This is a genomic window from Burkholderia stabilis, from assembly GCF_001742165.1.
Taxonomy (GTDB): domain Bacteria; phylum Pseudomonadota; class Gammaproteobacteria; order Burkholderiales; family Burkholderiaceae; genus Burkholderia; species Burkholderia stabilis.
In genome coordinates this window covers 1,996,927-2,020,294 of the sequence record NZ_CP016443.1, presented here as the reverse complement: position 1 = coordinate 2,020,294, position 23,368 = coordinate 1,996,927, and the positions used below count along the sequence as shown (strand labels likewise).

Sequence of the window (23,368 nt, the reverse complement as noted above, 5' to 3'; positions counted from 1 at the left end):
TTGACGCGCCGCGTGGGCACGCCTGCGTCAGGCGCTTGGGCCTTCGAGATGAATATCCTCCGGCTCGAGCGCGTAAAGCGCCGGGTCGGGCGACGGGCTGACCGTGAAACCGAGCCGCAGGTAGAAGTCTATCGTGCGCTGCGACGGCGTCGCCGACACATACAGGCGACGCGCGCCCATCACGTGCGCCTGCGCAACGGCCGCGCGATAAAGCTGCTCGCCGAGCCGGCAACCGCGCCAGTCGCGGCTCACGTGCAGGAACTTCAACTGCAGCATGTCGCGTTGCGGGCCGAGCGGCCGGCTGTCCACGACGACCGCCGCGACGAGCCGCGCGCCGTCGAACATGCCGAGGAACCAGCCGCCGCGATCGTGGCAGTCGAGCAGGATCGGCGTGTAGTGATCGGCTTCGCCGTCGGGCCAGCCGTCGACGTCGTAGAACTCGGGAACGAGATGCAGCGCGCCGTCGCGCAGCACATACACGTGATCGATGATCTCGCGGCGGTCGATGGTCCACACGAGCGGCACGTCGTCACGTGCGAGCGGGCGTGCGCACAGCGCGTCGCGTTCGGCTGCGGTGCGGCGCGTCATGCGGCCCGCCGCTGCGCCGCGATCGCATACATCAGCGGCAGGCGCGGCATGCCGTCGGGCGGCACCATCCGGTGGCCCTCCAGCTCGCGCATGCCGTCGAATCCCTTCCAGCCGTTCGCATACGGATATTCGGTCAGCCGGTCGATCGCGAGCCCGGCCGATACGAGCGCATTCACCACGTCGCCGATGCCCCACATGAACTCGTAGCTCGGATGCGGGTTCGCGAAATCGACGACGCCTGGATGGTCGTGCTGCGCGCCGAGCCCCGTGCCCGACGCGGCGACGTAATCGCCGACGCCCGCCGGCTCCTGGTTCGCGTCGCGCTTGAAATAGTCGTAGTGCGGCGTCCAGTGTTCGTCGAAATACAGTGCGAACGGATGGAACTCGACCATCGCGAAACGGCCGCCCGGCGCGAGCAGCGCGGCAATCCCGTGCGCCCATGTGTTCAGGTCCGACAGCCAGCAGATCGCGCCGTACGACGTGAACACGCGATCGAAGCGCTCGCCGCGTTCGGCGGCCTCCGGCATCCAGTCGAGCACGTCGGCGCGCTCGAAACGCGCGGGCAGGCCCGCGTCGGCCGACAGTTGCCGCGCGAAGCCGATCGCTTCGTCGGAGATGTCGACGCCGGTCGCCACCGCGCCTTCACGCACGAGGCTCAGCGTGTCCTGCCCGCGTTGCATTGCAGGTGCAGGAGTTGCAGGCCGGCGAGCTCGCCGAGCAGTTCGCGCTCTTCCGGAAACAGCGTCGTGCCGCCATTGCGGAAAAACGCGGCCTGATCGCCTTTATGGCTGTTATGCGCGACTGTCGCCGTATTCCAGGACAGCCGATTCAGTTCGTGCAATGCCTTGTTCATCGAATTCGGATTCCGGTTGAATGGATCAGGATAGGTCGTATCGTTTCGCCGTCTGCAACGGCCGCCGCCATTGGCACGCCGTGTGGCGCTGCCGGGCGGCGCGTCGTGACAGGCGTATCGGCGTGCGCGGCGATTATCGCTGGATTATTTGATCGAAATCATGGCGGCGGCCGAATTGAATATTTTATGCGAGACAAGGGTAAGGTTTTCCGCCGGATTGCCGACAGTAAAGATGAAGACTGTCGTAAAGCGATAAACCGTTTTTCGGCTACTGAGCGTGATTTCAGCGCGGCGCGGACGACAGATCCGCCTTTCGGAGCCTTGCATGCGCAACAACCAGCCTGTTACCCAACAAGAATTCGATTTTCCCGACGACGTCACGTTGATGTCGACGACCGATGCCGACAGCATCATCACCTACGCGAACACGACGTTCGCGCAGGTGAGCGGCTTCTCGAACGAGGAACTCGTCGGCCAGCCGCACAACCACGTGCGCCACCCGGACATGCCGCGCGAGGCGTTCGCCGATATGTGGGCGACGCTCAAGCGCGGCGAACCGTGGACCGCGCTCGTGAAGAACCGCCGCAAGAACGGCGATCACTACTGGGTGCGCGCGAACGCGATACCGGTGATGCGCAACGGCGAGTCGCAGGGCTACATGTCGGTGCGCACGAAGGCGCCGCGCGACGAGATCGACGCCGCCGACGCGCTGTATCGCGCGTTCCGCGACGGCAAGGCCGGCAATCGCCGTTTCCACAAGGGGCTCGTCATCCGCACGGGGCTGCTGCGCCTGGCGTCGCTGCCGCAGACGATGTCGGTGCGCGCGCGCGTCCATTCGGCGCTGTGCGTGCTGGCGCCGGCCGTCGTCGGCGCGGGCTGGGCGTGCGGGCTGACCGGCGGCGGGCTGGCGGTGTTTGCCGGCGCGACGGTCGGCATGGCGGCCGCGGCGGGGCTGTGGCTCGATGCGCAGATCGTGCGTCCGCTGAAGCTGCTGCGCGACCAGGCGCTGAACGTCGCGACCGGCGAAAGCCGGCGCGGCGTGCGGATGAACCGCGTCGACGAGATCGGCATGACGCTGCGCACGATCAACCAGCTCGGGCTGATGTTCCGGTGGCTCGTCGACGACGTCAGCGAGCAGGTGCACAACGTGCAGCGCGCGAGCAACGAGATCGCGCAGGGCAACAACGACCTGAGCGCGCGGACCGAACAGGCGGCGTCGAGCGTGCAGGAAACGGCCGCGTCGATGGCCGAGATGACCGCGACCGTCGACAGCAACACGGAAACCGCGCTGCAGGCGAACCGGCTCGCGATGTCGGCGAGCGATGCGGCCGGGCGCGGCGGGCAGGCGGTGAGCGAGGTCGTCACGACGATGAACGACATTACCGCCAGCTCGCGCAAGATCGCGGACATCATCGGCGTGATCGACGGGATCGCGTTCCAGACCAACATCCTCGCGCTGAACGCGGCGGTCGAGGCGGCGCGCGCAGGCGAGCAGGGGCGCGGCTTCGCGGTGGTCGCCGGCGAGGTGCGGGCGCTCGCGCAGCGCAGCGCGAACGCGGCGAAGGAGATCAAGACGCTGATCGGCGCGAGTGTCGAGCGGGTCGAATCGGGCGCGCGGATCGTCGATGGCGCGGGCAGGACGATGGAGGACATCGTCGCGCAGGTGAAGCGCGTGTCGGACCTGATCGCGGAGATCAGCTCGTCGACGGCCGAGCAGAGCACGGGCGTCGCGCAGGTCGATCAGGCGGTCGTGCATCTGGACAACATCACGCAGCAGAACGCGGCGCTGGTCGAGCAGAGCACGGCGGCGTCGGAGAGCCTGAAGCAGCAGGCGACGCGACTCGTGGATGCGGTGAACGTGTTCCGCTGAACGTGGGAGGAAGAGGCAATGCGGGCATGGCGGAGCAGGGCGCCGGCCCGCACGTGACGCCGGCGGCGATCAGACCAGCGCCGGCTGCAGCGGCGCGCGATGCTCGCGAACCTTGACGATGCGATATTCGTTGCGGAGCCCTTCGTCGGTAATGATCTGCGTCTGACGGAGGTCGACGATCAGCACGTCTCCTTTTCCGAAGCGTTCGCCTGCATTGACCTTCGCGAGAAACTGCTCGTCGTCCAGGGCGGCGAAGAACGAGAACGAGCCGTCGTGCACACGCCACTTGTTGCCGTCCTTGAACACGACGGATTCGAGTTGCAGCATTTTGTGCACGATGGTGTCGGTGGCCACTTCGCCGGGATCGTCGCTGCTCGCGAACGTCACGAGTTCGTCGCGCTCGATCTCGAGTTCGACGGTATCGCCGCGAACGATGCCGAAGCTGACGATCCCGTCGCGTTCGAGCGGCGACAGCACTTTCTGCAGGCTGATGCGAACGGCCCGGTTCCGATGAAGCCGGACGATGGCTTCGTCGACGATGAAGAATTCGTGCTCCGACGTCCAGATCTTGACCTTCGTTCCATCGGGCTCGGTGCGATATGGCTTTCGCCCGCGCAGCGTGCGAATGAGACCGATCAGGCCGCCGCCACCGACGATACCCAGTGCGCCGAGGATCGCGAGCGCGTTGCTGAACGCACTGGCGCCCGGCCCAGCGAACAGGTCGCGGATCTGGCTCGCGAGCGACTGGACGAAGATCAGCTCGGAGTGGAACGAACCGGCCTTGAAGCTGCCGCTGACCTCGATGCGCACCTCGGTGTGCTCGCCATTGAGCTCCTTGTTGGCGGACGAAAACAGGTCGGCGATCGCGATCAGCGCCGGCGCGAGGTCGCGCACGTCCATCCGGTGCTCGGCGAGCGCGGGGCCGTCATAGACGACGTTGAACGGCTGGTGATTGCTCGCGCTGCCGGTTTTTCCCGCCGGCGGCGCCATGCGGCGGTCGGACGTTTTCGTGATCACGTGCAGGCTCCTTGCGTGCGGGGCGCAATGCCGGGGCGAATGCGGTGAAGCGATGCGGGGACGCTGTGTGCAGGCGGTATGCGGATCGGGCGGAGAGGGAAAGTGCTCATGCGCGGGCAAACAGGATCGAGGCGGAACGCTCAATCTAGCGGTTTGCTGCGGAACGAGAAATGAGACTCGAACGAAATCCTGAGCAGTATGACGTTCGGCAGAGGCGGGCGCCGGGTCGCGCACGCGGAGCGTGACGACAGCAGGCGTATCGAGGTTACGCGAGGCTACGCAGGCACGACGGAGAGGGGCGCCGGCCCGCGTCGGACCGCCCGGTTCCGGCCGGGCGGTCAGGGCCTGTCACCGAAGCGGCAGGCCCCGAACCGTCAGACGGCGAGGCAGAGGTACTTGATCACGACGTAGTCGTCGATGCCGTAGTGCGAGCCTTCGCGGCCGAGGCCCGACTGCTTGACGCCACCGAACGGCGCGACTTCGTTCGAGATCAGGCCCGTATTCACGCCGACCATTCCGTATTCAAGCGCTTCGGCCACCTTCCACACGCGGCCGATGTCGCGGCTGTAGAAATAAGCCGCGAGACCGAATTCGGTGTCGTTCGCGAGGGCGATCACCTCGTCGTCGCTGCCGAACTTGAACAGCGGCGCGAGCGGCCCGAACGTCTCTTCCTTCGCGACCTTCATCGCCGGCGTGACGCCGGTCAGCACGGTCGGCTCGAAGAAGCCGTGGCCGAGCGCGTGGCGCTTGCCGCCCGTCACGACGGTCGCGCCCTTCGCGAGCGCGTCCTCGATGTGCGCCTCGACCTTCAGCACGGCCGCTTCGTTGATCAGCGGGCCCTGCGTGACGCCCGGCTCCGTGCCGCGACCGACCTTCAGCTGGCCGACGGCCGCCGCGAGCTTCTGCGCGAACTGGTCGTACACGGCTTCATGCACGTAGAAGCGGTTCGTGCACACGCACGTCTGGCCGCTGTTGCGGTACTTCGACGCGATCGCACCCTGCACGGCCGCATCCAGATCGGCATCGTCGAACACGATGAACGGCGCGTTGCCGCCGAGTTCCAGCGACACCTTCTTGACCGTCGCCGCGCATTGCGACATCAGCAGGCGGCCGACCGGCGTCGAGCCGGTGAACGACAGCTTGCGCACGATCGGGTTCGACGTCAGTTCGCCGCCGATCGCCTTCGGGTCGCCCGTGACGACGCTGAATACGCCGGCCGGCACGCCCGCGCGCTCGGCCAGCACGGCCATCGCGAGCGCGGAGAACGGCGTCGCCTCGGCCGGCTTCACGACGATCGGGCAGCCTGCCGCGAGCGCCGGGCCGACCTTGCGCGTGATCATCGCCGCCGGGAAGTTCCACGGCGTGATCGCCGCGCACACGCCGATCGCTTCCTTCGTCACGACGATGCGCTTGTCGCTCGCCGGCGTCGGGATCGTGTCGCCGTACACGCGCTTGCCTTCCTCGGCGAACCACTCGAGGAACGACGCCGCGTAGCCGATTTCGCCCTTCGCTTCGGCCAGCGACTTGCCCTGCTCGGTCGTCAGGATCAGCGCGAGGTCGTCGGCGTTTTCCATCATCAGGTCGTGCCACTTGCGCAGGACGACCGCGCGTTCCTTCGCGGTCTTTTTGCGCCACGCCGGCCAGGCGGCGTTCGCGGCTTCGATCGCGTGACGCGTCTCGGCCGTGCCCATCGCCGGCACGGTGCCGAGGAGGCCGCCCGTCGCCGGGTTGCGGACTTCGAACGTCTCGCCGTTCGATGCGCCTTGCCATTCGCCGTTGACGTATGCCTGCTGGCGGAACAGCGACGGATCTTTCAGTGCCAGGGTTTCCTGAACAGTGCTCATTTGAATCGCCTGCCTTGAAAATGACGGATAAAAAGGCCGCCGCCGTCATGACGACGGCGGCGGCGCATTTAGGTGACTGGACCTCAGGCCGGCACGCCGACCGTTTCCTTCAGCACTTCCTCGAGGATCACGAGCGCTTCGTTGAACACGGCCTCGGGAATCGTCAGCGGGAACAGGAAGCGCACGACGTTCGAGTACACGCCGCACACGAGCAGCAGCAGGCCGCGCTCGAGCGCACGCGTTTGCACGCGCTTCGTGAAGTCCGCATCCGGCTCGCCCGAGCCCGGCTTCAGGAACTCGACCGCGATCATCGCGCCCGGGCCGCGCACGTCGGCGATCTGCGGCACGTCGGCCTGCAGCGAGTTCAGCTTCGCCTTCAGCACGTCGCCGAGTTGCGTCGCGCGGTCGCACAGCTTCTCTTCGTCGATGATCTCGAGCACCGCGTGCGCCGACGCAACCGCCAGCGGGTTGCCCGCGTACGTGCCGCCGAGGCCGCCGGGTGCTGCCGCGTCCATCAGGTCCGCACGGCCGACGACGCCCGACAGCGGCATGCCGCCCGCGAGGCTCTTTGCCATCGTGATCAGGTCGGCCAGCACGTCGTAGTGCTGCATCGCGAACAGCTTGCCGGTACGCGCGAAGCCGGTCTGGACTTCGTCGGCGATCAGCAGGATGCCGTGCTCGTTACAGATCTTGCGCAGCGCGCGCACGAATTCCGCCGGCGCCGCGTAGAAGCCGCCTTCGCCCTGGACCGGTTCGAAGATGATCGCGGCAACGCGCTTCGGATCGATGTCGGCCTTGAACAGCATCTCGATCGCCTTGATCGAGTCGGCCGTGCTCACGCCGTGCAGCGCGTTCGGGTACGGTGCGTGGAACACGTCGCCCGGGAACGGGCCGAAGTTCAGCTTGTACGGGGCGACCTTGCCGGTCAGCGCCATGCCCATCATCGTGCGGCCGTGGAAGCCGCCCGAGAAGGCGATGACGCCCGGACGGCCGGTCGCGGCGCGCGCGATCTTGATCGCGTTCTCGACGGCTTCGGCGCCGGTCGTGAAGAACGCGGTCTTCTTCGGGAAATCGCCCGGCGCGCGCGCGTTGATCTTCTCGGCCAGCTCGACGTACGACGCGTACGGGACGATCTGGTAAGCGGTGTGCGTGAAATTGTTCAGCTGATCCGAGATCGCCTTGACGATCTTCGGGTGGCGGTGGCCCGTGTTCAGCACCGCGATGCCGGCGGCGAAATCGATGAAGCGGCGGCCTTCGACATCCCACAGCTCCGCGTTCTCGGCGCGGGCTGCGTAGAAATCGCACATCACGCCGACGCCGCGCGGGGTGGCGGCGTTCTTGCGGGCCTGCAGGTCGGCATTCTTCACGGTCATCTCCTTGATGTTCTTTCCGGTGAGTAGAAAATCGGGCGCGTTGGCAGCCCATGGAGCCGACTATAATCACATTTGGCTCTGGCAATCAGAGCCATTTCAATAAATATTCAGGAGCCAATCATGCGTGCTAGCGTGCTGTCGGACTGGCTGGCGCAGCGCCTCGTGCGCGGCGGCGAACAGCCGATCTACCGGCAGCTTCACCGGCTGCTGCAACAGGCGATCCTGTCGCGCGAACTGCCGGCCGGCACGCGCGTGCCGTCGTCGCGGCTGCTGGCCGCCGAGCTCGGCATCGCGCGCAACACGGTCACGCAGGTTTACGAACAGCTTTCGCTCGAAGGCTATGTGAACTCGGCGACGGGTCGCGGCACGTTCGTCGCCGACAGCGCGCCGGACGAGATCGTCGGCGCGCCGCCCGACGCGGCGGCCGGCCCGGCCATCGTGATGCCGTCCGCGCGGCGGCTGTCCGCGCGCGGCACGCGGCTCGTCGAAGGCGCCGGCGTGTCGAAGCGCCAGGGCGGCGCGTTCATGCCGGGCGTGCCCGATGTGTCGCGATTTCCGGCGCGCGTATGGACGCGCTTGCACAACAAGTACTGGCGGCGCCTGCGCCCCGACCTGCTGACCTATGCGCCGGGCGGCGGGCTCGCGCTGCTGCGCGAGGCGCTGGCCGACTACCTGCGCACGTCGCGCTCGGTGCGCTGCACGCCCGAGCAGATCGTGATCACGACCGGCATCCACCAGTCGATCGACCTCGCGGTGCGGTTGCTGACCGACCCGGGCGACGCGATCTGGACCGAGGACCCGTGCTACTGGGGCGTGCGTAGCGTGCTGAACGTATCGGGGCTGACCACGCGGCCGATTCCGGTCGACGACGAAGGCATCGCGCCGTCGGCCGCCGATCTCGCCGAGCCGCCGAAGCTGATGCTCGTCACGCCGTCGCACCAGTATCCGCTCGGGATGGTGATGAGCCTCGCGCGGCGGCGGATGCTGCTCGAATATGCGCGCCAGCACGGCTGCTGGATCATCGAGGACGATTACGACAGCGAATTCCGCTACGGCAGCCGGCCGCTCGCGTCGCTGCAGGGTCTCGACACGGCCGGGCAGGTGATCTACGTCGGCAGTTTCGGCAAGACGCTGTTCCCCGGGCTGCGGGTCGGCTACCTGGTCGCGCCGGAGCCGCTCGCGGAAAGTTTCGCGACCGCGAGCGCCGAGCTGTATCGCGAAGGGCAGTTGCTGCAGCAGGCCGTGCTCGCGGAGTTCATCGCGGAAGGGCACTTCGTGTCGCATATCCGCAAGATGCGCACGCTGTACGGGCAACGCCGCGAGATGCTGCTCGATGCGGTCGCCGGCCGTTACGGCGACACGTTGCACGCGCTCGGCAGCGATGCGGGGCTGCATCTCGTCACGCAACTGCCCGATGGCGTCGACGATCGCGCGGTCGCGCAGGCCGCGCTCGAACGCAATATCGTCGTGCGGCCGCTGTCCGGCTATTACGCGGAGCGCGCGCGCGCGGCGTCGGGCTTGCTGCTCGGTTATGCGTGCGTGCCGGAGGACGAGATCGCGACCGCGTTCGCGACGCTCGCGGAGGCGATCGACGAGCGGGCGTTCGGTGGTGCGATCGAGGTGGCCTGAAAGGCGTGTCCGGCTTCGGCATCGCGTGGCGATGCCTGCCGTCGGGCCGGGAAGGAGCGATGCTCTCCGCGGTGCGGAGAGCATTCGCGTTCTACAGCGCAGTTGAACGTCAATACCCGATCCACACCGCGAACGTCAGTACGACGCACGACAGCGCGAACAGCGTCAGGAACAGTGGCAGCACGAAGCGGATCCACGCGCCGAAATCGACGCGCGCGGTGGCCAGATACGCGAGCAGCATCCCCGAGGTCGGCGTGACGAGGTTCGTCAGCCCGCCGCCGAGCACGAACGCGAGCACCGACGTCTGCCCGCTCACGCCGGAGAGCTGCGCGATCGGCCCGATGATCGGCATGCTCACCGCCGCCTTGCCCGACACCGACGGAATGAACACGTCGAGCACCATCTGCACGCCCATCAGCCCGTTCGCGACCCACACCGGCGACTGCCCGTCCGCGAGCCGCGTGAAGAAGTGGATCAGCGTGTCGAGCACGAGGCTGTTCTGCAACAGCAGCTCGACCGACGCGGCGAGCCCCATCAGCAGCGCGGCGAGCATCATGTTCTTCATCCCGTCGACGAATGCATCGGCCGCGCTGCGCGAATCGAGCCGCCCGATCACGGCGGTCGCGATGCTCACGGCCGCGTAGAACGCCGCGAGCTCGACGTTGCCCCACTTCAGTTCGCGCGTGCCGTAGATCAGCATCGCGACCGCCGCGGCGAACACGGCCAGCGTCGCCTTGTGGCGCAGCGACAGCTTCGCGACCGCATGTGCGGGGTTGCCGTCGGCGGTCTGCCCGGCCCGGTAGCCGGTGTTGCGCACGTAGCGCAGCAGGTACAGGATGCCGATCGTCAGGAACACGACGAACACGGCCGCGCGCAGCGCGACGCCGCTGAACAGCGGCACGCCGACGAGCGGCTGCGCGACGGCCAGCGCGAGCGGGTTCGTGACCGACGCGATATAGCCGATCTTCGCGGCGAGCGCGACGAGCGCGACCGCGAACAGGTCGGACAGCCCGAGGCGCCGCGCGATCACGACCACCATCGGAATGATCACCAGGTATTCGGAGATGAAGCCGAGCAGCGTGCTGCCGAGCCCGATCAGGATCATCAGCAGCGGCGTCAGCAGGTAGGCGTTGTTGCCGGTGAGCTGCAGCAGCCGGTCGATGCCCGCGTCGACGACGCCGGTGCGGCGCATCACGCCGAACATCCCGCCGACGAACATCACCATCACGATCAGCGGCGCGTTCTTCAGCAGGCCTTCGGGCACCGCGACGAACGCGGACACGAGGCTCGCGGGCAGCGCGTGCGCGGGCGTGCTGTGGCTGACGGCCGGCGCGACGAGGGTCGCGAGCGCGGTCGTCTTCGGCACCACCTGGTAGGTGCCCGGCACGACGAGCCGGCCGTTGCGCTCGAAGTGGCCGGAATCGACGATCCACGTGAGTGCGATCGCGGCGGCCAGCACCCACAGCATCATCACGACCGGGTGCAGCATCTTGCCGTGCGGATGCGGCGCGTGGCCGGCGGGGGCTTCTGCGGCGCTCGCGCCGGCCGGGTTCGGGGAAGAGGCGGACATCGGATCCTCGTCGGTGAGGGAAGCGGGCCGTCAGGCCGGTTGCAGCGCGGCGCGCGCCGGGACGTAGCCGAGTTCGGCGGAAATGGCGTGGCTGCACGCCTGCAGGCGTTCGAGGTAGTCGGGGATGTCGGCGTGGCTCACGCGCACTTCGGGGCCCGTCACGCTGACCGATGCGACCGTCGCGCCCGTCAGGTCGCGCACCGGCACCGCGATCCCGACCGCGCCGGGCGTCACCTCGCCGCTGCTCACCGCGTAGCCCTTGCGCGCGACTGCGTCGAGTTCGCCGACGAGCTTCGGCTCGTCGTCCGCGCGTCCGGTTTTGCGCAGTCGCGCGACATATTCGTCGCGCACCGCGTCGGGTGCGAACGCGAGCAGCACCTTGCCCGACGCGCCGAAATTGATCGGCCGGCGGTTGCCGACCGCGCCGACGGTGCGCACCGCATGCGTCGTCTCGCAACGCGCGACGCACACCGATTCGAGCCCTTCGCGCACGCGCAGCACGACGGTTTCGTTGATCGCCTGGTTGAGCGCGAGCATGTGCCGGTGCGCGGCGCGCACGAGCGCGTTCTGCTGCGACGCGGCCACGCCGATCACGAACGCCTGCGGGCCGAGCGCATAGGTCGACGTGCGCGGGTCCTGCACGACGAAGCGGTGCAGTTCGAGCGTGCACAGCATCCGGTACGTGCGCGACTTGTTGATGCCGAGCTGCGACGCCAGCTCGGTCACGCCGAGGTTCGGATGCTCGGCCACGTAGGTCAGCAGCTTCAGCGCGCTGTCGACTGCGTCGACGATGTAGGTCGTCATGCGGCGCCTCCCGATGATGCGAGGTGGTTGCGCACGTAGTCGGCGAGCGCGTCGAGGTACGCGTCGACCGAGCGCTTCAGCGCGACGAAGCCCGCGTGTTTCGCGAATGCGGCTTCGTCCATGTACAGCGCGCGGTTGAATTCGATCTGGATGCTGTGGCGCTGCCGCGCGGGATCGGCGAGCGCGGTCAGCAGGTCGCCGCCCTGGTACGGATCGTTCACCTGCACGCGGTAGCCCGCGTTCGCGAACCATTGCGCGGTCCATGCGGTGAAGGCCGGGTCGGCGGTGGTGCCGCGCCGGTCGCTGACGACGACGTCGGGCCGCAACGCGCCCGCGTCGACGTTCATCGCGTTGCCGCGCGACTTCATCGAATGGCAGTCGATGTGCCACAGCGCGCCGTGCGCGGCATGCAGCGGCTCGGCGATGCCGGCGAGCGCGCGGCGGTACGGCAGGTAGTACGCATCGATCCGGCGGCGCACTTCGGCGAGCGACAGCTTGCGGTCGTACAGCGGCACGCCCGGCAGCGCATCGCGCCGGATCAGCCCCATCCCGCGCTGCGTGTACGGCTGCGGCGAAAGCGGCTCGGGCCAGGGCTCGGCGAGCAGCGCCGCGTCGATATCGGTTTCCGCGCGGTTCGGATCGATGTACGCGCGCGGAAACGTCGCGCCGAGCAGCGTGCCGCCGCGCGCGGGGGCGCCGGCCCAGAGCGCGTCGATGTACGCGTCCCACGTCGTGCGGATCGCGTCGTCCGGCGCGACGGGGGAGAAGTCGGGCGGATACGCGATGCCGCTGTGCGGCGAATCGACGACGATCGGCAGCGCGGGCGCCGTCGGCCGTGCGACGAAATACGCGGGCGAATCGCCGGCGGCCGTGTTGTTGCAATTAAACGTCGGCATGGGGATCAGGTTCTTTACCTAGGGAAACGCTGATTTATTCGGCTCGGCGGTCATCGCAGACGTAGCCGAGGACGTTTAGAAGACAGCTCACGGAACGGACCCACGACGATGAAGAGGCAGATCGGCTTCGCGGAAGCGGAAATTGCAGGCAAGAAGCGAGTGACGAGGCGCCAACGCTTCCTGGAAGAGATGGAGAAGGTCGTTCCGTGGCAGCGCTTGCTGTCGGCCATCGAACCGCACTATCCGAAGGGCACGCGAGGTCGCCCGCCGATTGGCCTTGAGCGGATGCTGCGAATCTACTTCGTGCAACAGTGGTACGGACTGTCGGACGAAGGACTGGAAGACGCGCTGTATGACAGCATCACGCTGCGAGCCTTCGCCGGCATCGATCTGGCGATCGAGAACGTGCCTGATGCAACCACGCTGTTGAAGTTCCGGCGCCTGCTGATCGAACACGAACTGACGCGGAAGTTGTTCGACGAGATTGGCATCTCGCTGTGCGAGCGTGGGCTGATGATGAAGGAAGGCACGCTGGTTGACGCGACGATCATTGAAGCGCCGCCGTCGACCAAGAATGCCGGGAAGAGCCGTGACCCGGAAATGCATCAAACGAAGAAGGGCAACGAATGGCACTTTGGCATGAAAGCCCACATTGGCGTCGACGCCGACTCGGGCCTGATTCACAGTGTGGTTGGCACGGCGGCCAACGTGTCGGATGTATCGCAAGCTCATGCCCTGCTGCACGGGCATGAAGAGCAGGTGTTCGCCGACGCGGGCTACATTGGCGTCGACAAGCGCGAGGAAATGGCGGGCAAGGCCGTGAAGTGGCACGTCGCTGCCAGGCGGGGAAAGATCAAGGCGATGCAAGAAGGAGCGCTGAAGGACCTGGTGATCGCGCTCGAGCGAACCAAGGCGCAGATCCGTTCGCGGGTTGAGCATCCGTTTCATATCGTCAAGAATCTGTTTCAGCATCGCAAGACCCGATACAAGGGCTTGGCCAAGAACACCGCGCAACTGTTCAGCCTGTTCGCTCTGGCGAATCTGGTGATTGCGCGAAATCTGTTGCGATCGGTCCATGGGAGCAGTCCGTCATGCGTATGAAAAATGCGAGCAGGGGAGGCTCGCTTACGCGCCAAATTCACTGAATTGAGCGCCGATTCGCTTCGTCATCCAGAAAATTTGAAGCCATCTCGCCTGCAACTTCGGAAGTTGGTCCATTGATCAGCGTTTCCCTAGTTTCTTGAAGCGTCTCGTTCGTTGGTTTTAATCATTAAAACAGCGTATCAATATTTCACAACGGCGCCAAATCGCGGTCAAGGTGTTTTTTCGGTGCCGGGATTGCGCGCCACGATTGGCCTGTCACGCCCGTATTTATTGGGCTTGTTTCATTCTTCGAAACGTCGTGAAAACAAGGGTGTTTTGACTCGTTCGTGTGATTTTTGATGTGGCTTGACGCATTAAATCCCTGAAATCGAGAATTAATAAGACGATGTTTTATTCAATAAAACACGTTCGGAGCGAAGCGAATCGCTCCCCTCATTCAAATCGACAAAAGGGGTCGGAGATGAAACGGACGGACAAGGCGTTGACGCTGGCAGGCGTCGCGATCGGGATGGTGGCCGCGCAGGCGCATGCGCAGTCGAGCGTGACGCTGTACGGGGTCGTCGATTCGGGGATCACGTACACGAACAACCAGAACGGGCACGCCGCGTGGCAGGCGACCGGCGGCAACGAGCAGGGCACGCGCTGGGGGCTGCTCGGCAAGGAGGAACTCGGCGGCGGCACGCGTGCGGTGTTCCGGCTCGAGAACGGCTTCAACATCGAGACCGGCGCGGCGAGCCAGGGCGGCCGGCTGTTCGGGCGCCGCGCCTACGTGGGGCTGGAGAACGACCGCTGGGGCACGCTGACGATGGGCCGCCAGTACAACGCGGCGCAGGAAGTGCTGGAGCCGCTGCAGATCGGCGCGACCACGGCGCTCACGCAGTACGCGCTGCATCCGTTCGACACCGACGACCTGAACAACACGTTCCGCACCAACAACTCGGTGCAGTACCAGACGCCCACGTGGTACGGGCTGCGCGCGGTCGGCCTGTACGGCTTCTCGAATTCGACGTCGTTCGCGGAAAACCGCGTGTGGAGCGTCGGCGCGAGCTACGAGAACGGGCCGTTGCAACTCGGCGCGGCCTACGTGCGCGTCGATCATCCGGCGCTCGACACGACCGGCGCGGCTGCGTCCGACAACTACTACACGTTCATCAAGGGCGTGACGCGCCAGCAGATCTGGGGCGCGGGCGGCGCGTACGCGTGGGGCGCCGCGACGTTCGGGCTGCTGTACACGAGCTCGCTGTTCAACCTGCAGACGGGCGGCGCGATGCGCTTCAACAACTACGAAGGCAGCGTGCGCTACCTGATGACGCCCGCGCTGCAGTTCGCGCTCGGCGAAACCTACACGCAGGTGTTGGCGTCGCAAGGGCCGAAGCCGAGTTCGCACTATCTGCAGACGAGCGTCGGCGCGCAGTATTTCCTGTCGAAGCGCACCGATATCTACGTGAATGCGTTCTACCAGCGCGCATCGTCGAACACGGTGGCCGCGATCGAAGGGATCTCGAATCCGTCGAGCACGCGCACGCAGATCGTTGCCGTGACGGGCATCCGCCACAAGTTCTGACGCAGCCCGCCGTGGGCGCGCGCGGCTTACAGCCGGATCAGCGCCGCGCCCGCGACCACCAGCGCGCATGCGGCGAGCCGCTGCGCGCCGGGCCGTTCGCGCATCACGAACCAGCCGATCGCGACCGCGAAGATCGAACTCGTTTCGCGCAGCGCCGATACGGTCGCGACCGGCAGGTGCCGGTACGCGAGGATCACGATGCCATACGCGGCAAGCGAGATCGTGCCGGCGATCGCGCCCTGCTCGAGCGCCGTGCGCGAGCCGAGCACCGCGCGCGGGCCGCCGCGCAGCATGCAGACGAGCACGAGCTGCGGCACGCTCCACAGCAGGTACACCCACGCGATGTAGCCGAGCGCGCTGCCGGACACGCGCGAGCCGATCCCGTCGCAGATCGAATACGCGGCGATGAACACGCCCGTGAGCAGCGCATACGGCACGCCTTCGCCGGAGAACCTGAACCCGCGCCGCAGCGCGAGCGACATGATGCCGAACGACACGAGCGCGATGCCCGCGAAGCCGAACGGCGTCGGCTGCTCGTGCAGCATGGCGAACGCGAGCACCGATACGAGCAGCGGCGACATCCCGCGCGCGATCGGATAGATCTGCCCGAACTCGCCGCTGCGATACGCGCGCACGAGCGTGAAGCAATATGCGATCTCGAGCGCGGCCGACGCGGCGATGTACGGCCACGCGGCGGGCGCCGGCGCGGGCAGCAGCGCGGCGCCGGCGATGCCGAACGCGAGATACGGCAGCGACATCGTGCCGAGCTGGACCAGCCTGTCTTCGCTCACGTGCAGGAACGCGTTCCAGATGGCATGCAGCAGCGCGGAGCACAGCACGAGGGCGATGAAGAGGTGATCCATGAATGAAGGCGCGGACGAGGGCCGGTGATGGCGGGAGCGGGCGGCGTCAATTATGTGGGTAACGGGCGCGCTCGCACGGAATTGTCGATAATGGCGTGTTGTTATTCACCGGATGCCGACGATGACCGAAGCCACCCAAGCCCAGCCTGCCGTTCCTCGCCTCACGAGCCTGTCGCACGGGGCGGCTGCGGCTGCAAGATCGCGCCGGGCGTGCTGTCCGAGCTGCTGAAGCGTGCAACGCCGCCCGCGCTGTTCCCGGACCTGCTGGTCGGCACCGAGACGTCCGACGACGCGGCCGTCTACCGGCTGAACGACGAGCAGGCGATCGTCGCGACCACCGATTTCTTCATGCCGATCGTCGACGATCCGTTCGACTTCGGCCGCATCGCGGCGACCAACGCGCTGTCCGACGTCTACGCGATGGGCGGCAAGCCGATCCTTGCGCTCGCGCTGGTCGGCATGCCGATCAACGTGCTGCCGCACGAGACGATCGCGGCCGTGCTGCGCGGCGGCGAATCGGTGTGTGCAGATGCCGGCATCCCGGTCGCGGGCGGCCATTCGATCGACTCGGTCGAGCCGATCTACGGGCTCGCGGCGATCGGCGTCGTGCATCCGTCGCGCGTGAAGCGCAACGCGGCCGCGCGCGCGGGCGACGTGCTCGTGCTCGGCAAGCCGCTCGGCGTCGGCGTGTTGTCGGCCGCGCTGAAGAAGAATCAGCTCGACGCCGAAGGCTATGCGCAGATGGTCGCGACGACCACCAAGCTGAACCGGCCGGGCACCGAACTCGCCGCGCTGCCGGGCGTGCATGCGCTGACCGACGTCACCGGCTTCGGGCTGCTCGGTCATACGCTCGAGCTGGCGCGCGGCGCGCACCTCACCGCGCGCGTGCATTACGCGTCGCTGCCGTGGCTCGTGGGTGTCGAGGCGTTCGTCGCCGACGGCGTGTTCACCGGCGCGTCGGGCCGCAACTGGGCCGCGTACGGCACGGACGTGCGGCTCGCCGACGGCCTGCCGCCCGTCGCGCAGGCGCTGCTCACCGATCCGCAGACGTCCGGCGGCCTGCTCGTCGCGTGCGCGCCTGAAGCCGTCGACGAAGTCCTCGCGTGCTTCCGCGCCGACGGCTTCGACCGCGCGGCCGTGATCGGCGAGATGGTGGACGGGCCCGCACGCGTCGACGTCGCCTGACGCGGAATTTTCACGCCGCGTCGTTTGCGGTCGCTAGAATCGATGCCTTCCATCGAAGGCATCGACGACCGATGAACGACTTCCTGTTCGGGCTGATGATCGCGCTGTCGGTCGGGCCCGTCGCGCTGATGATCGCGAATTACGGCATGCGTGCCGGGACTGCCACCGGCGTGCGCGCGGCGGTGGGCGTGGCCGCTGCCGACGGCTGTTACGCGGTCGTTGCGTTCACCATTGGCGCGATGCTCGCGGGCACGCTCGCGTCGCACCTGTCGATGTTTCGCTTCGTCGGCGCACTCGTGTTGCTCGCGATGGGCGCACGCATGCTGTGGCAGGCGCTGAAGGACCGGCGCCGCACGCTCGATGGCGATGCGCCACTGCCGGGCAATCGGCCGTTCACGTCGATGTTCGTCGTCACGCTCGCGAACCCGCTGACCATCCTGTTGTTCTACGGCTATGCGACGGCGGCCGCCGGCGCGCAGCGGCACTGGCTCGTCGGTGCCGCGTGCGTCTTTGCCGGCAGCCTCGCGGGGCAGCTCGTGTTCGCATTCGGCGGCAGCCTGATCGGGCGCATCGTGAAGTCGCCGGGATGGCTCGCGGCGAGCCATGTGGTCGCTGCGCTGGTCGTGCTGGGTTACGGTGTTGCGGGGCTCGTGCGCGCGTAGCGGTTCGGGAGCCGACCGACGTCGACGGATGTGACGGATAGGGTCTTGCCGGCAGGTGTTCGTTCCGGGCAACCGAATAGCATTCCTGATATTTGCAGCCTAGTGCGATTGTGCGCGACCGCGCGAACCGGCGCGCCTTGCGCAACGTACGCAACACGCGCACCGCCGCGCGAAACACCGCACGCCGTTTCGTAGCCGGGTTCCGCATCATGCAGGCGCGTTCTATACTCCTCGCGCAGTCTCCGAGAGCCGTTCTCACCCAACATCACCGAAACAAGGAACGCCGATGCTGACTCGCTCCATTCTTTCCGCTGCTGCATTTTCGCTCGCAGCCTGTGCGACCGCGCCGTCGATCGCGCAGGACAACCAGGGCAACAACGCGGGCAACAATGCATTCGCCGAGACCGGTGCACAGGGCCGCCCGGTCAAGGTCATGATCATCACGATGTTCGGTCCGGAGGGCCAGGCATGGCTCGACCGGATCGGCCCGTGGCGCGACATCACCGTGCCCGGCCTGTCGCCCGACTATCCGGCCGTTCACTGCAACAAGCAGGACGTGTGCGTCGTGACGACGGGCATGGGTTACGCAAACGCGTCGGCGACGATCATGGCGCTCACGTTCTCGCAGCGTTTCGACCTGCGCCGCACGTATTTCCTGATCTCCGGCATTGCGGGCGTCGACCCCGCGCAAGGCACGGTCGGTTCCGCCGCATGGTCGAAGTACCTCGTCGATTTCAGCTTGCAGTGGGAGCTCGACGCACGCGAGATTCCGGCCGGCTGGAATACCGGCTATCTCGGCATCAACACGAAGAGCCCGAACGACAAGCCGCCGCTCGACTATCGCACCGAGGTGTTCCAGCTCAACCCGCAACTGACCGACGCCGCATATGCGCTGTCGCGCAACGTCGTGCTCGCGGACAGCGCGCAGGCGCAGGCCGCGCGCGCGAAGTTCACGTATGCGCCGGCGAACCGGCCGCCGACGGTGATTCAGTGCGACACGTCATCGGGCAACACGTGGTTCTCGGGCACGCTGATCGGCGAGCGCGCGCGCCAGTGGACGAAGATCCTGACGGACGGCAAGGGCACGTACTGCATGACCGCGCAGGAGGACAACGCGACGTACGAGGCGCTCAAGCGCGCGGCGAGCGTGAAGCGGGTCGACCTGTCGCGCGTCGCGGTGCTGCGTACCGGGTCCGATTTCGACCGGCCGTATGCGGGGCAGACGAGCGCGGACAACCTGCTGAACTACGCGGACCAGGGCGGCTTCGCCCCGGCGACCGAGAACCTGTATCGCGCGGGTAATCCGCTCGTGCAGGACATCGTGACGCACTGGGGTGAATGGCGCGACGGGGTGCCGCGCCGCTGATGGCCGGACTGATGGTTCAGTCGGCGGTCAATGCGATTGCGGCGCGGAACGGAACGGCGTCCAGACCGGCGTGGTGTCGTCCCAGTGATCGAGCGGCGAAGGAAGTGGGTCGTTCATCATCTGCTCCTGCAACTAACTAATTGACTCAGCGAGTCGTCGATTGGATGTTTCGCGACGCCGCGCACGGGGCCACCCGCTGCGCGGCGTTGCGCGTTTACCGGCCCCCGCCGGCAAGCTGGTTGTTTTCCTGCATCGGGCGATAGGGGCCCTGTGCCAGCTCGAGCCCTTGCGGATACGAATTCGCCTTGCGCAGGTAGGCGAGCGTGCCGTCCTTGCGCGCCTGCTCGACTTCGGCGTTGACTTCGGCGCGCGTACGCGGGCCGTAGTGCTGCGAGTACCACGACGTGTTGCCGTAGTCGCCGGCGTGCGGCGTGCCCGAATCGGCGAAGGCCGGAGCGGAGACGGCGAGCGTGATGGCGAGGGCGGAGAGAAGCGAGCGGCGATTCATGATGGAACTCCAGTGTCAATCGGAGCGTGCGCTGCGGCGTTTGCCCCGGTCCCGTCCAGCGGGACTTGTTCGGTGCGCGATGAGTGCGCATTGGGGTTTACTCTAGGAGTTCGATCCGTCGCGATAAATGCGGCTGATGCGAATTGAATTGTCGTCAGGGAGAAACAATCACAATCCGTACGCGCGACAGGGGTATCGCCGCGCGCGTTGCCGCGCGGGGCCGAGCGGGAGGCGCGACACATCGGCGCGGAACGCCCGCCCGCGCCGTGCGATGCGATTGATCCGCGCGGCGCAATGATCTTCTGCGCATTGCGGAACAACGGCGGCGATCAAGTCGTTTCGAGACGGTAGCCGAGCGTGTAGACCGTGCTGAGCCGGACGCCGTTCGAAGGCTGGAGCGCCAGCTTTATCCTCAACCGATAGATGTGCGTGTCGAGGCTGCGCGATACGCCGGCCATGTCGCGGCCCCACAGCGAAAGGATCAATGCGTCGCGCGGCATGATGCGGCCGAGGTTGCGAAACAGTTGCACGGCGAGATCGAATTCACGCGGTGTCAGCCGTACCTGCGTGCCATGCAGCAGCACCGTCCGCGCCTTCGTGTCGATCCGGTCGCCGCCGATCTCGATGGTGTCCAGCGACACGCCGCCGCCGTGATACGCACGCCGCAGCAACGCGTTCGCGCGCGCCAGCAGTTCGAAATGGTTGATCGGTTTGATCATGTAGTCGTCGGCGCCGGCGTTGATCGCGGAGAAAATCTCGTCCTCCCGTGCGCGATGCGTCATAAACAGGATCGGCAGGCGCCCGCCGATGCGTTCCCGCGTCCATTTCAGCACCTCGAACCCCGACAGGCCCGGCACCTGCCAGTCGATGATCAACAGGTCGACGATCGAATTTTCGAGATGGCGGATCGCGTGGTGGCCGTTGCCGACGGCATGCACGCGGTGTCCCGCTTTCTCCAGTATTGCGGTGATCAATTCGACGTACGCGATGTCGTCCTCGAGATACAGAACATTCATGGTTTTCACTCCTTTGTTAGCGAGCAGGTCGATCTCGTTGCGTCGAGCATTGATGGGGGAATTCTTGTATTCCGTGCGAAGCCGATTGGCAGTCGGCGATTTGCCGCGCATGTTCGCATCGTTGCCTGAAAGCGATTGTCAACAATTTTGAACATATGAAAAAAATACCGTAAAAACAGGGAATTCGCTTATCTCAATAAATCAGGAATGCATATCAAGAAGGGCGTGTTGACAAATGTTGTCAATACGAAGTGCCGGTGCGATTACGCTTCGACCTATCGACAAGGGATTGGCGCAATCCCTGCGAAGCGTTGGATCGTGGAGAGATCGCATGTTGATATACAAGTCGTTCATAGAGAAGAAGGCGTTGCTGGAAGAACAGCTCGAGCGCGAACGTCTTGCGATATCGGCCGCCGTGCTGCTCGAGGTCCAGCGATGTGTCGAGGAATTCGGGTTCACGCGCAAGGACGTGTTCCCGGCCGATGCGGAGGGCATCAGGAAACGCCGGGCAAAGTATTTCGATCCGCGGACCGGGCAGACATGGTCCGGCGTGGGGCGTGAACCGCTGTGGCTGCGTGGCCATGATCGCAACCAGTTCCTGATCGATGCGATATCGCCGGTTCCGTCTGAAGATAAAGACTCCTGAGTATTCGATTCCTGAAAATGACTCATGTCGGTACCTCGAAGTATCGACGCGGCAGCGCGCCATCGGTGGCGCGGCGCGTTCGGAAGGTCGGTCGCGCAATCACCCGGGTGGTGGGCGAAGCGAATGGAACCGGTTCTGATCCTGAATATTACAGTTTGATTATGACAGTTCCAATAGAGAACTCAGATATCGCGTTGTCTTTTTTTGACCGGGCCGGAAGGCGGGGCGGGGAGTGAATTCGTATGAACGATCGGGCAGCGCAACCGCACGGCGACGAACTGACGCCCGAGCGTGTATTCGTCGGCATCAGCGTGACGCACGAAACCCTGGAGGTCAGCCTCTCGTCGCTGCGCGTGATCCTCGGCTACCGGAACGAGACCTTCGGCATCGAGTCGCTGACCGATGCGATTGCCGGCTTGTCGCCGACGCGAATCGTGCTGGAATCGTCCGGCGGCGCCGAATTCGAGGTGGCATGCGCTTTGCAGGCCGCGCGGCTGGCGGTGGCCGTCGCGCATTCGCATCAGGCGCGCAATTTCGTTGCGGGCGGGTTCGAGATGCCGCTCGAAGGAAAGGGCGCGCGCGCCCGGCTGCTGGCGGAACTGGCCCGCGCATTCGACCGGCATCCGTCGTGCGCGCGGCTCGCCGAGCCGTTGTCGGACCCGCAATTGCAGTACGTGCAGGCGTTGGTGCAGCGCCGCCAGCAACTCGCGCGCATGCTGATCGCCGAGTATCAGCTGCTCACCTGGTCGCACGCGAGCGTGCGCGGCGGCATCGAACAGACCATCGCGTTCCTGAAAAACCAGATCGGCGTGATCGACCGCTTTTGCGCGCGGCACATCGGCGCACAGCGCACGGAACTCGCGCGGGCGATGGCGCGCGCCAGGCGGCCCGGCGGCGGCGCGCCCGGCGAACGGGCCTGCGATTTCGTGCGCGCGTTGCGAGCGAAGTAAAAAAAGGTGCCCGAGTGCGGCGGACCTACGCGACCCACTCGTTGATGACCGGCGTGTCGAGCACGGGCGCGCGCTCGGCTTCCTCGAACGTGCGCTTGCTGCACGTCGCGTCGAGGCTGCCCTTGCCGCTCAGCAGCGGGCAGCGGTCGAACACTTCGGCGACCCAGTCGACGAACACGCGCACCTTCGGCGACAGATGGCGGCTGTGCGGATACACGACCGAGATCGGCATCGGCAGCGGCTTGACGCCGGGCAGGACTTCCTTGAGCCTGCCTTCGCGCAGGTGCGGCAACACCATGAAGAGCGGCGGCTGGATCAGCCCGAAACCTTCGATCCCGCAGGTCACGTACGCATCGGCGTCGTTTACCGACACGATGCTGTCCATCTTCACCTCGATTTCCTTGCCGTCGCTGAGGAACGTCCAGTCGATCGTGCGGCCGGTGCGGCTCGAGAAATAGTTGACGGCCTTGTGCTGGCTCAGGTCGTCGATCGTCTGCGGCTCGCCGAAGCGTTCGAGATAGTCAGGTGCGGCGACCGTCACGCCTTCGAACAGGCCGACCCGGCGCGCGACGAGCGACGAGTCCTGCAGTGCACCGACGCGGATCACGCAGTCGACACCTTCCTGCAGCAGGTCCACCGGCCGGTCGGACAAGCCTAGCTGCAGGTCGATGTCCGGATAGCGCGTATGGAATTCGCACAGCGACGGAATCACGAGCAGCCGCCCGATCGAGCCGGGCATGTCGATACGCAACTTTCCGTGCGGCTTCCGGTTGTTGGCCTGGAAGCTCGCTTCGGTTTCCTCGACGTCCGCGAGGATCCGCACGCATCGTTCGTAGTACGCGGCGCCGTCCGGCGTCAGCGACAGCCGGCGCGTGGTCCGATGCATCAGGCGCACACCGAGGAACGCTTCGAGATTCTGGATGATCGTCGTGACGGACGCGCGCGGCAAGCCGAGCGTTTCTGCTGCCTTGGTGAAGCTGCTTGTATCGACGACGCGAGTAAACACCTGCATGGCCTGAAGCCGGTCCATCACAACCTCCGCAATCTAATGAGCCGCCGG

Annotated in this window: 20 protein-coding genes and 2 pseudogenes; 9 read left to right on the top strand and 13 right to left on the bottom strand. The window is 66.2% G+C overall.

The genetic code is table 11. From position 1 onward, the window contains the following. Nucleotides 1-27: 27 nt before the first annotated feature. The 3 genes and pseudogenes from BBJ41_RS26850 to BBJ41_RS40675 form a co-directional block, all read right to left on the bottom strand. Nucleotides 28-588: a GNAT family N-acetyltransferase gene (locus BBJ41_RS26850; RefSeq protein WP_069749244.1), complete on the bottom strand. Its 561-nt coding sequence runs from the start codon at nt 586-588 to the stop codon at nt 28-30. Then, nucleotides 585-1,441 (bottom strand): annotated as a pseudogene (locus BBJ41_RS26845) (class I SAM-dependent methyltransferase). Before BBJ41_RS26845 ends, BBJ41_RS26850 begins: the two are co-directional and overlap by 4 nt. Nucleotides 1,442-1,585: 144 nt before the next feature. Beyond that, a complete protein-coding gene (locus BBJ41_RS40675) occupies nt 1,586-1,768 on the bottom strand; it encodes a hypothetical protein (RefSeq protein ID WP_156814874.1) in 183 nt (60 codons plus the stop codon). On the opposite strand from BBJ41_RS40675, the gene BBJ41_RS26840 reads away from it, so the two are divergent. Beyond that, a complete protein-coding gene (locus tag BBJ41_RS26840) occupies nt 1,767-3,311 on the top strand; it encodes a methyl-accepting chemotaxis protein (RefSeq protein WP_069749243.1) in 1,545 nt (514 codons plus the stop codon). The genes BBJ41_RS40675 and BBJ41_RS26840 overlap by 2 nt on opposite strands. Before the next feature lie 69 nt (nt 3,312-3,380). On the opposite strand, the gene BBJ41_RS26835 is transcribed toward BBJ41_RS26840, so the two are convergent. The 3 genes from BBJ41_RS26835 to BBJ41_RS26825 form a co-directional block, all read right to left on the bottom strand. Then, a complete protein-coding gene (locus BBJ41_RS26835) occupies nt 3,381-4,328 on the bottom strand; it encodes an LAPAL motif-containing putative phage structural protein (RefSeq protein ID WP_083281987.1) in 948 nt (315 codons plus the stop codon). Between the two features lie 374 nt (nt 4,329-4,702). Then, entirely contained in the window at nt 4,703-6,172 is a 1,470-nt protein-coding gene (gene gabD / locus BBJ41_RS26830; protein ID WP_069749242.1) for an NADP-dependent succinate-semialdehyde dehydrogenase, read from the bottom strand. Nucleotides 6,173-6,255: 83 nt separating this feature from the next. Beyond that, nucleotides 6,256-7,545, bottom strand: a complete 1,290-nt coding sequence (locus BBJ41_RS26825; RefSeq protein WP_175972534.1) for a 4-aminobutyrate--2-oxoglutarate transaminase — start codon at nt 7,543-7,545, stop codon at nt 6,256-6,258. 120 nt (nt 7,546-7,665) lie between these two features. On the opposite strand from BBJ41_RS26825, the gene pdxR reads away from it, so the two are divergent. Beyond that, complete coding sequence (gene pdxR / locus BBJ41_RS26820) at nt 7,666-9,174, top strand: MocR-like pyridoxine biosynthesis transcription factor PdxR (RefSeq protein WP_069749241.1); 1,509 nt, start codon at nt 7,666-7,668, stop codon at nt 9,172-9,174. A gap of 109 nt (nt 9,175-9,283) precedes the next feature. Here the strand turns inward: pdxR and BBJ41_RS26815 are convergent, their stop codons facing one another. Genes BBJ41_RS26815 through BBJ41_RS26805 form a run of 3 tightly spaced genes read right to left on the bottom strand, consistent with a single transcriptional unit; the run spans nt 9,284 to nt 12,444 of the window. Then, on the bottom strand, nt 9,284-10,744 hold the full coding sequence (locus BBJ41_RS26815; protein ID WP_069749240.1) for a YfcC family protein: 1,461 nt from the start codon (nt 10,742-10,744) through the stop codon (nt 9,284-9,286). A gap of 30 nt (nt 10,745-10,774) precedes the next feature. Beyond that, entirely contained in the window at nt 10,775-11,548 is a 774-nt protein-coding gene (locus tag BBJ41_RS26810) for an IclR family transcriptional regulator (RefSeq protein WP_069749239.1), read from the bottom strand. Then, the gene (locus tag BBJ41_RS26805; protein ID WP_069749238.1) at nt 11,545-12,444 is read right to left on the bottom strand and encodes an N-formylglutamate amidohydrolase; all 900 of its coding nucleotides are present in this window, start codon (nt 12,442-12,444) and stop codon (nt 11,545-11,547) included. Before BBJ41_RS26805 ends, BBJ41_RS26810 begins: the two co-directional genes overlap by 4 nt. A gap of 108 nt (nt 12,445-12,552) precedes the next feature. Between BBJ41_RS26805 and BBJ41_RS26800 the strand changes: the two genes are divergently transcribed. Both BBJ41_RS26800 and BBJ41_RS26795 read left to right on the top strand, forming a co-directional pair. Beyond that, entirely contained in the window at nt 12,553-13,545 is a 993-nt protein-coding gene (locus tag BBJ41_RS26800; RefSeq protein WP_006412423.1) for an IS5-like element ISBmu2 family transposase, read from the top strand. A gap of 463 nt (nt 13,546-14,008) precedes the next feature. Continuing rightward, the gene (locus BBJ41_RS26795) at nt 14,009-15,112 is read left to right on the top strand and encodes a porin (protein WP_069749237.1); all 1,104 of its coding nucleotides are present in this window, start codon (nt 14,009-14,011) and stop codon (nt 15,110-15,112) included. Between the two features lie 26 nt (nt 15,113-15,138). Here BBJ41_RS26795 and BBJ41_RS26790 read toward each other — a convergent pair whose 3' ends face one another. Next, entirely contained in the window at nt 15,139-15,975 is an 837-nt protein-coding gene (locus BBJ41_RS26790; RefSeq protein ID WP_069749236.1) for a DMT family transporter, read from the bottom strand. Between the two features lie 121 nt (nt 15,976-16,096). On the opposite strand from BBJ41_RS26790, the pseudogene selD reads away from it, so the two are divergent. From selD to BBJ41_RS26775, 3 genes and pseudogenes are all read left to right on the top strand, one after another. Continuing rightward, nucleotides 16,097-17,160 (top strand): annotated as a pseudogene (gene selD, locus BBJ41_RS26785) (selenide, water dikinase SelD). Nucleotides 17,161-17,231: 71 nt separating this feature from the next. Beyond that, entirely contained in the window at nt 17,232-17,822 is a 591-nt protein-coding gene (locus BBJ41_RS26780; protein WP_069749235.1) for a LysE family translocator, read from the top strand. A gap of 286 nt (nt 17,823-18,108) precedes the next feature. Then, a complete protein-coding gene (locus BBJ41_RS26775; protein WP_069749234.1) occupies nt 18,109-19,188 on the top strand; it encodes a purine-nucleoside phosphorylase in 1,080 nt (359 codons plus the stop codon). Nucleotides 19,189-19,402: 214 nt separating this feature from the next. Here BBJ41_RS26775 and BBJ41_RS26770 read toward each other — a convergent pair whose 3' ends face one another. Both BBJ41_RS26770 and BBJ41_RS26765 read right to left on the bottom strand, forming a co-directional pair. After that, complete coding sequence (locus BBJ41_RS26770) at nt 19,403-19,696, bottom strand: DUF4148 domain-containing protein (protein WP_069749233.1); 294 nt, start codon at nt 19,694-19,696, stop codon at nt 19,403-19,405. Nucleotides 19,697-20,025: 329 nt separating this feature from the next. Then, nucleotides 20,026-20,712, bottom strand: a complete 687-nt coding sequence (locus BBJ41_RS26765; RefSeq protein ID WP_069749232.1) for a response regulator transcription factor — start codon at nt 20,710-20,712, stop codon at nt 20,026-20,028. 331 nt (nt 20,713-21,043) lie between these two features. On the opposite strand from BBJ41_RS26765, the gene BBJ41_RS26760 reads away from it, so the two are divergent. Both BBJ41_RS26760 and BBJ41_RS26755 read left to right on the top strand, forming a co-directional pair. Beyond that, nucleotides 21,044-21,358, top strand: a complete 315-nt coding sequence (locus tag BBJ41_RS26760) for an H-NS histone family protein (protein ID WP_069749231.1) — start codon at nt 21,044-21,046, stop codon at nt 21,356-21,358. A gap of 242 nt (nt 21,359-21,600) precedes the next feature. Next, on the top strand, nt 21,601-22,308 hold the full coding sequence (locus tag BBJ41_RS26755; protein WP_069749230.1) for a hypothetical protein: 708 nt from the start codon (nt 21,601-21,603) through the stop codon (nt 22,306-22,308). A 25-nt stretch (nt 22,309-22,333) separates the two neighbouring features. On the opposite strand, the gene ceoR is transcribed toward BBJ41_RS26755, so the two are convergent. Beyond that, the gene (gene ceoR / locus BBJ41_RS26750) at nt 22,334-23,338 is read right to left on the bottom strand and encodes a putative multidrug efflux transcriptional regulator CeoR (protein WP_069749229.1); all 1,005 of its coding nucleotides are present in this window, start codon (nt 23,336-23,338) and stop codon (nt 22,334-22,336) included. Nucleotides 23,339-23,368 lie beyond the last annotated feature (30 nt).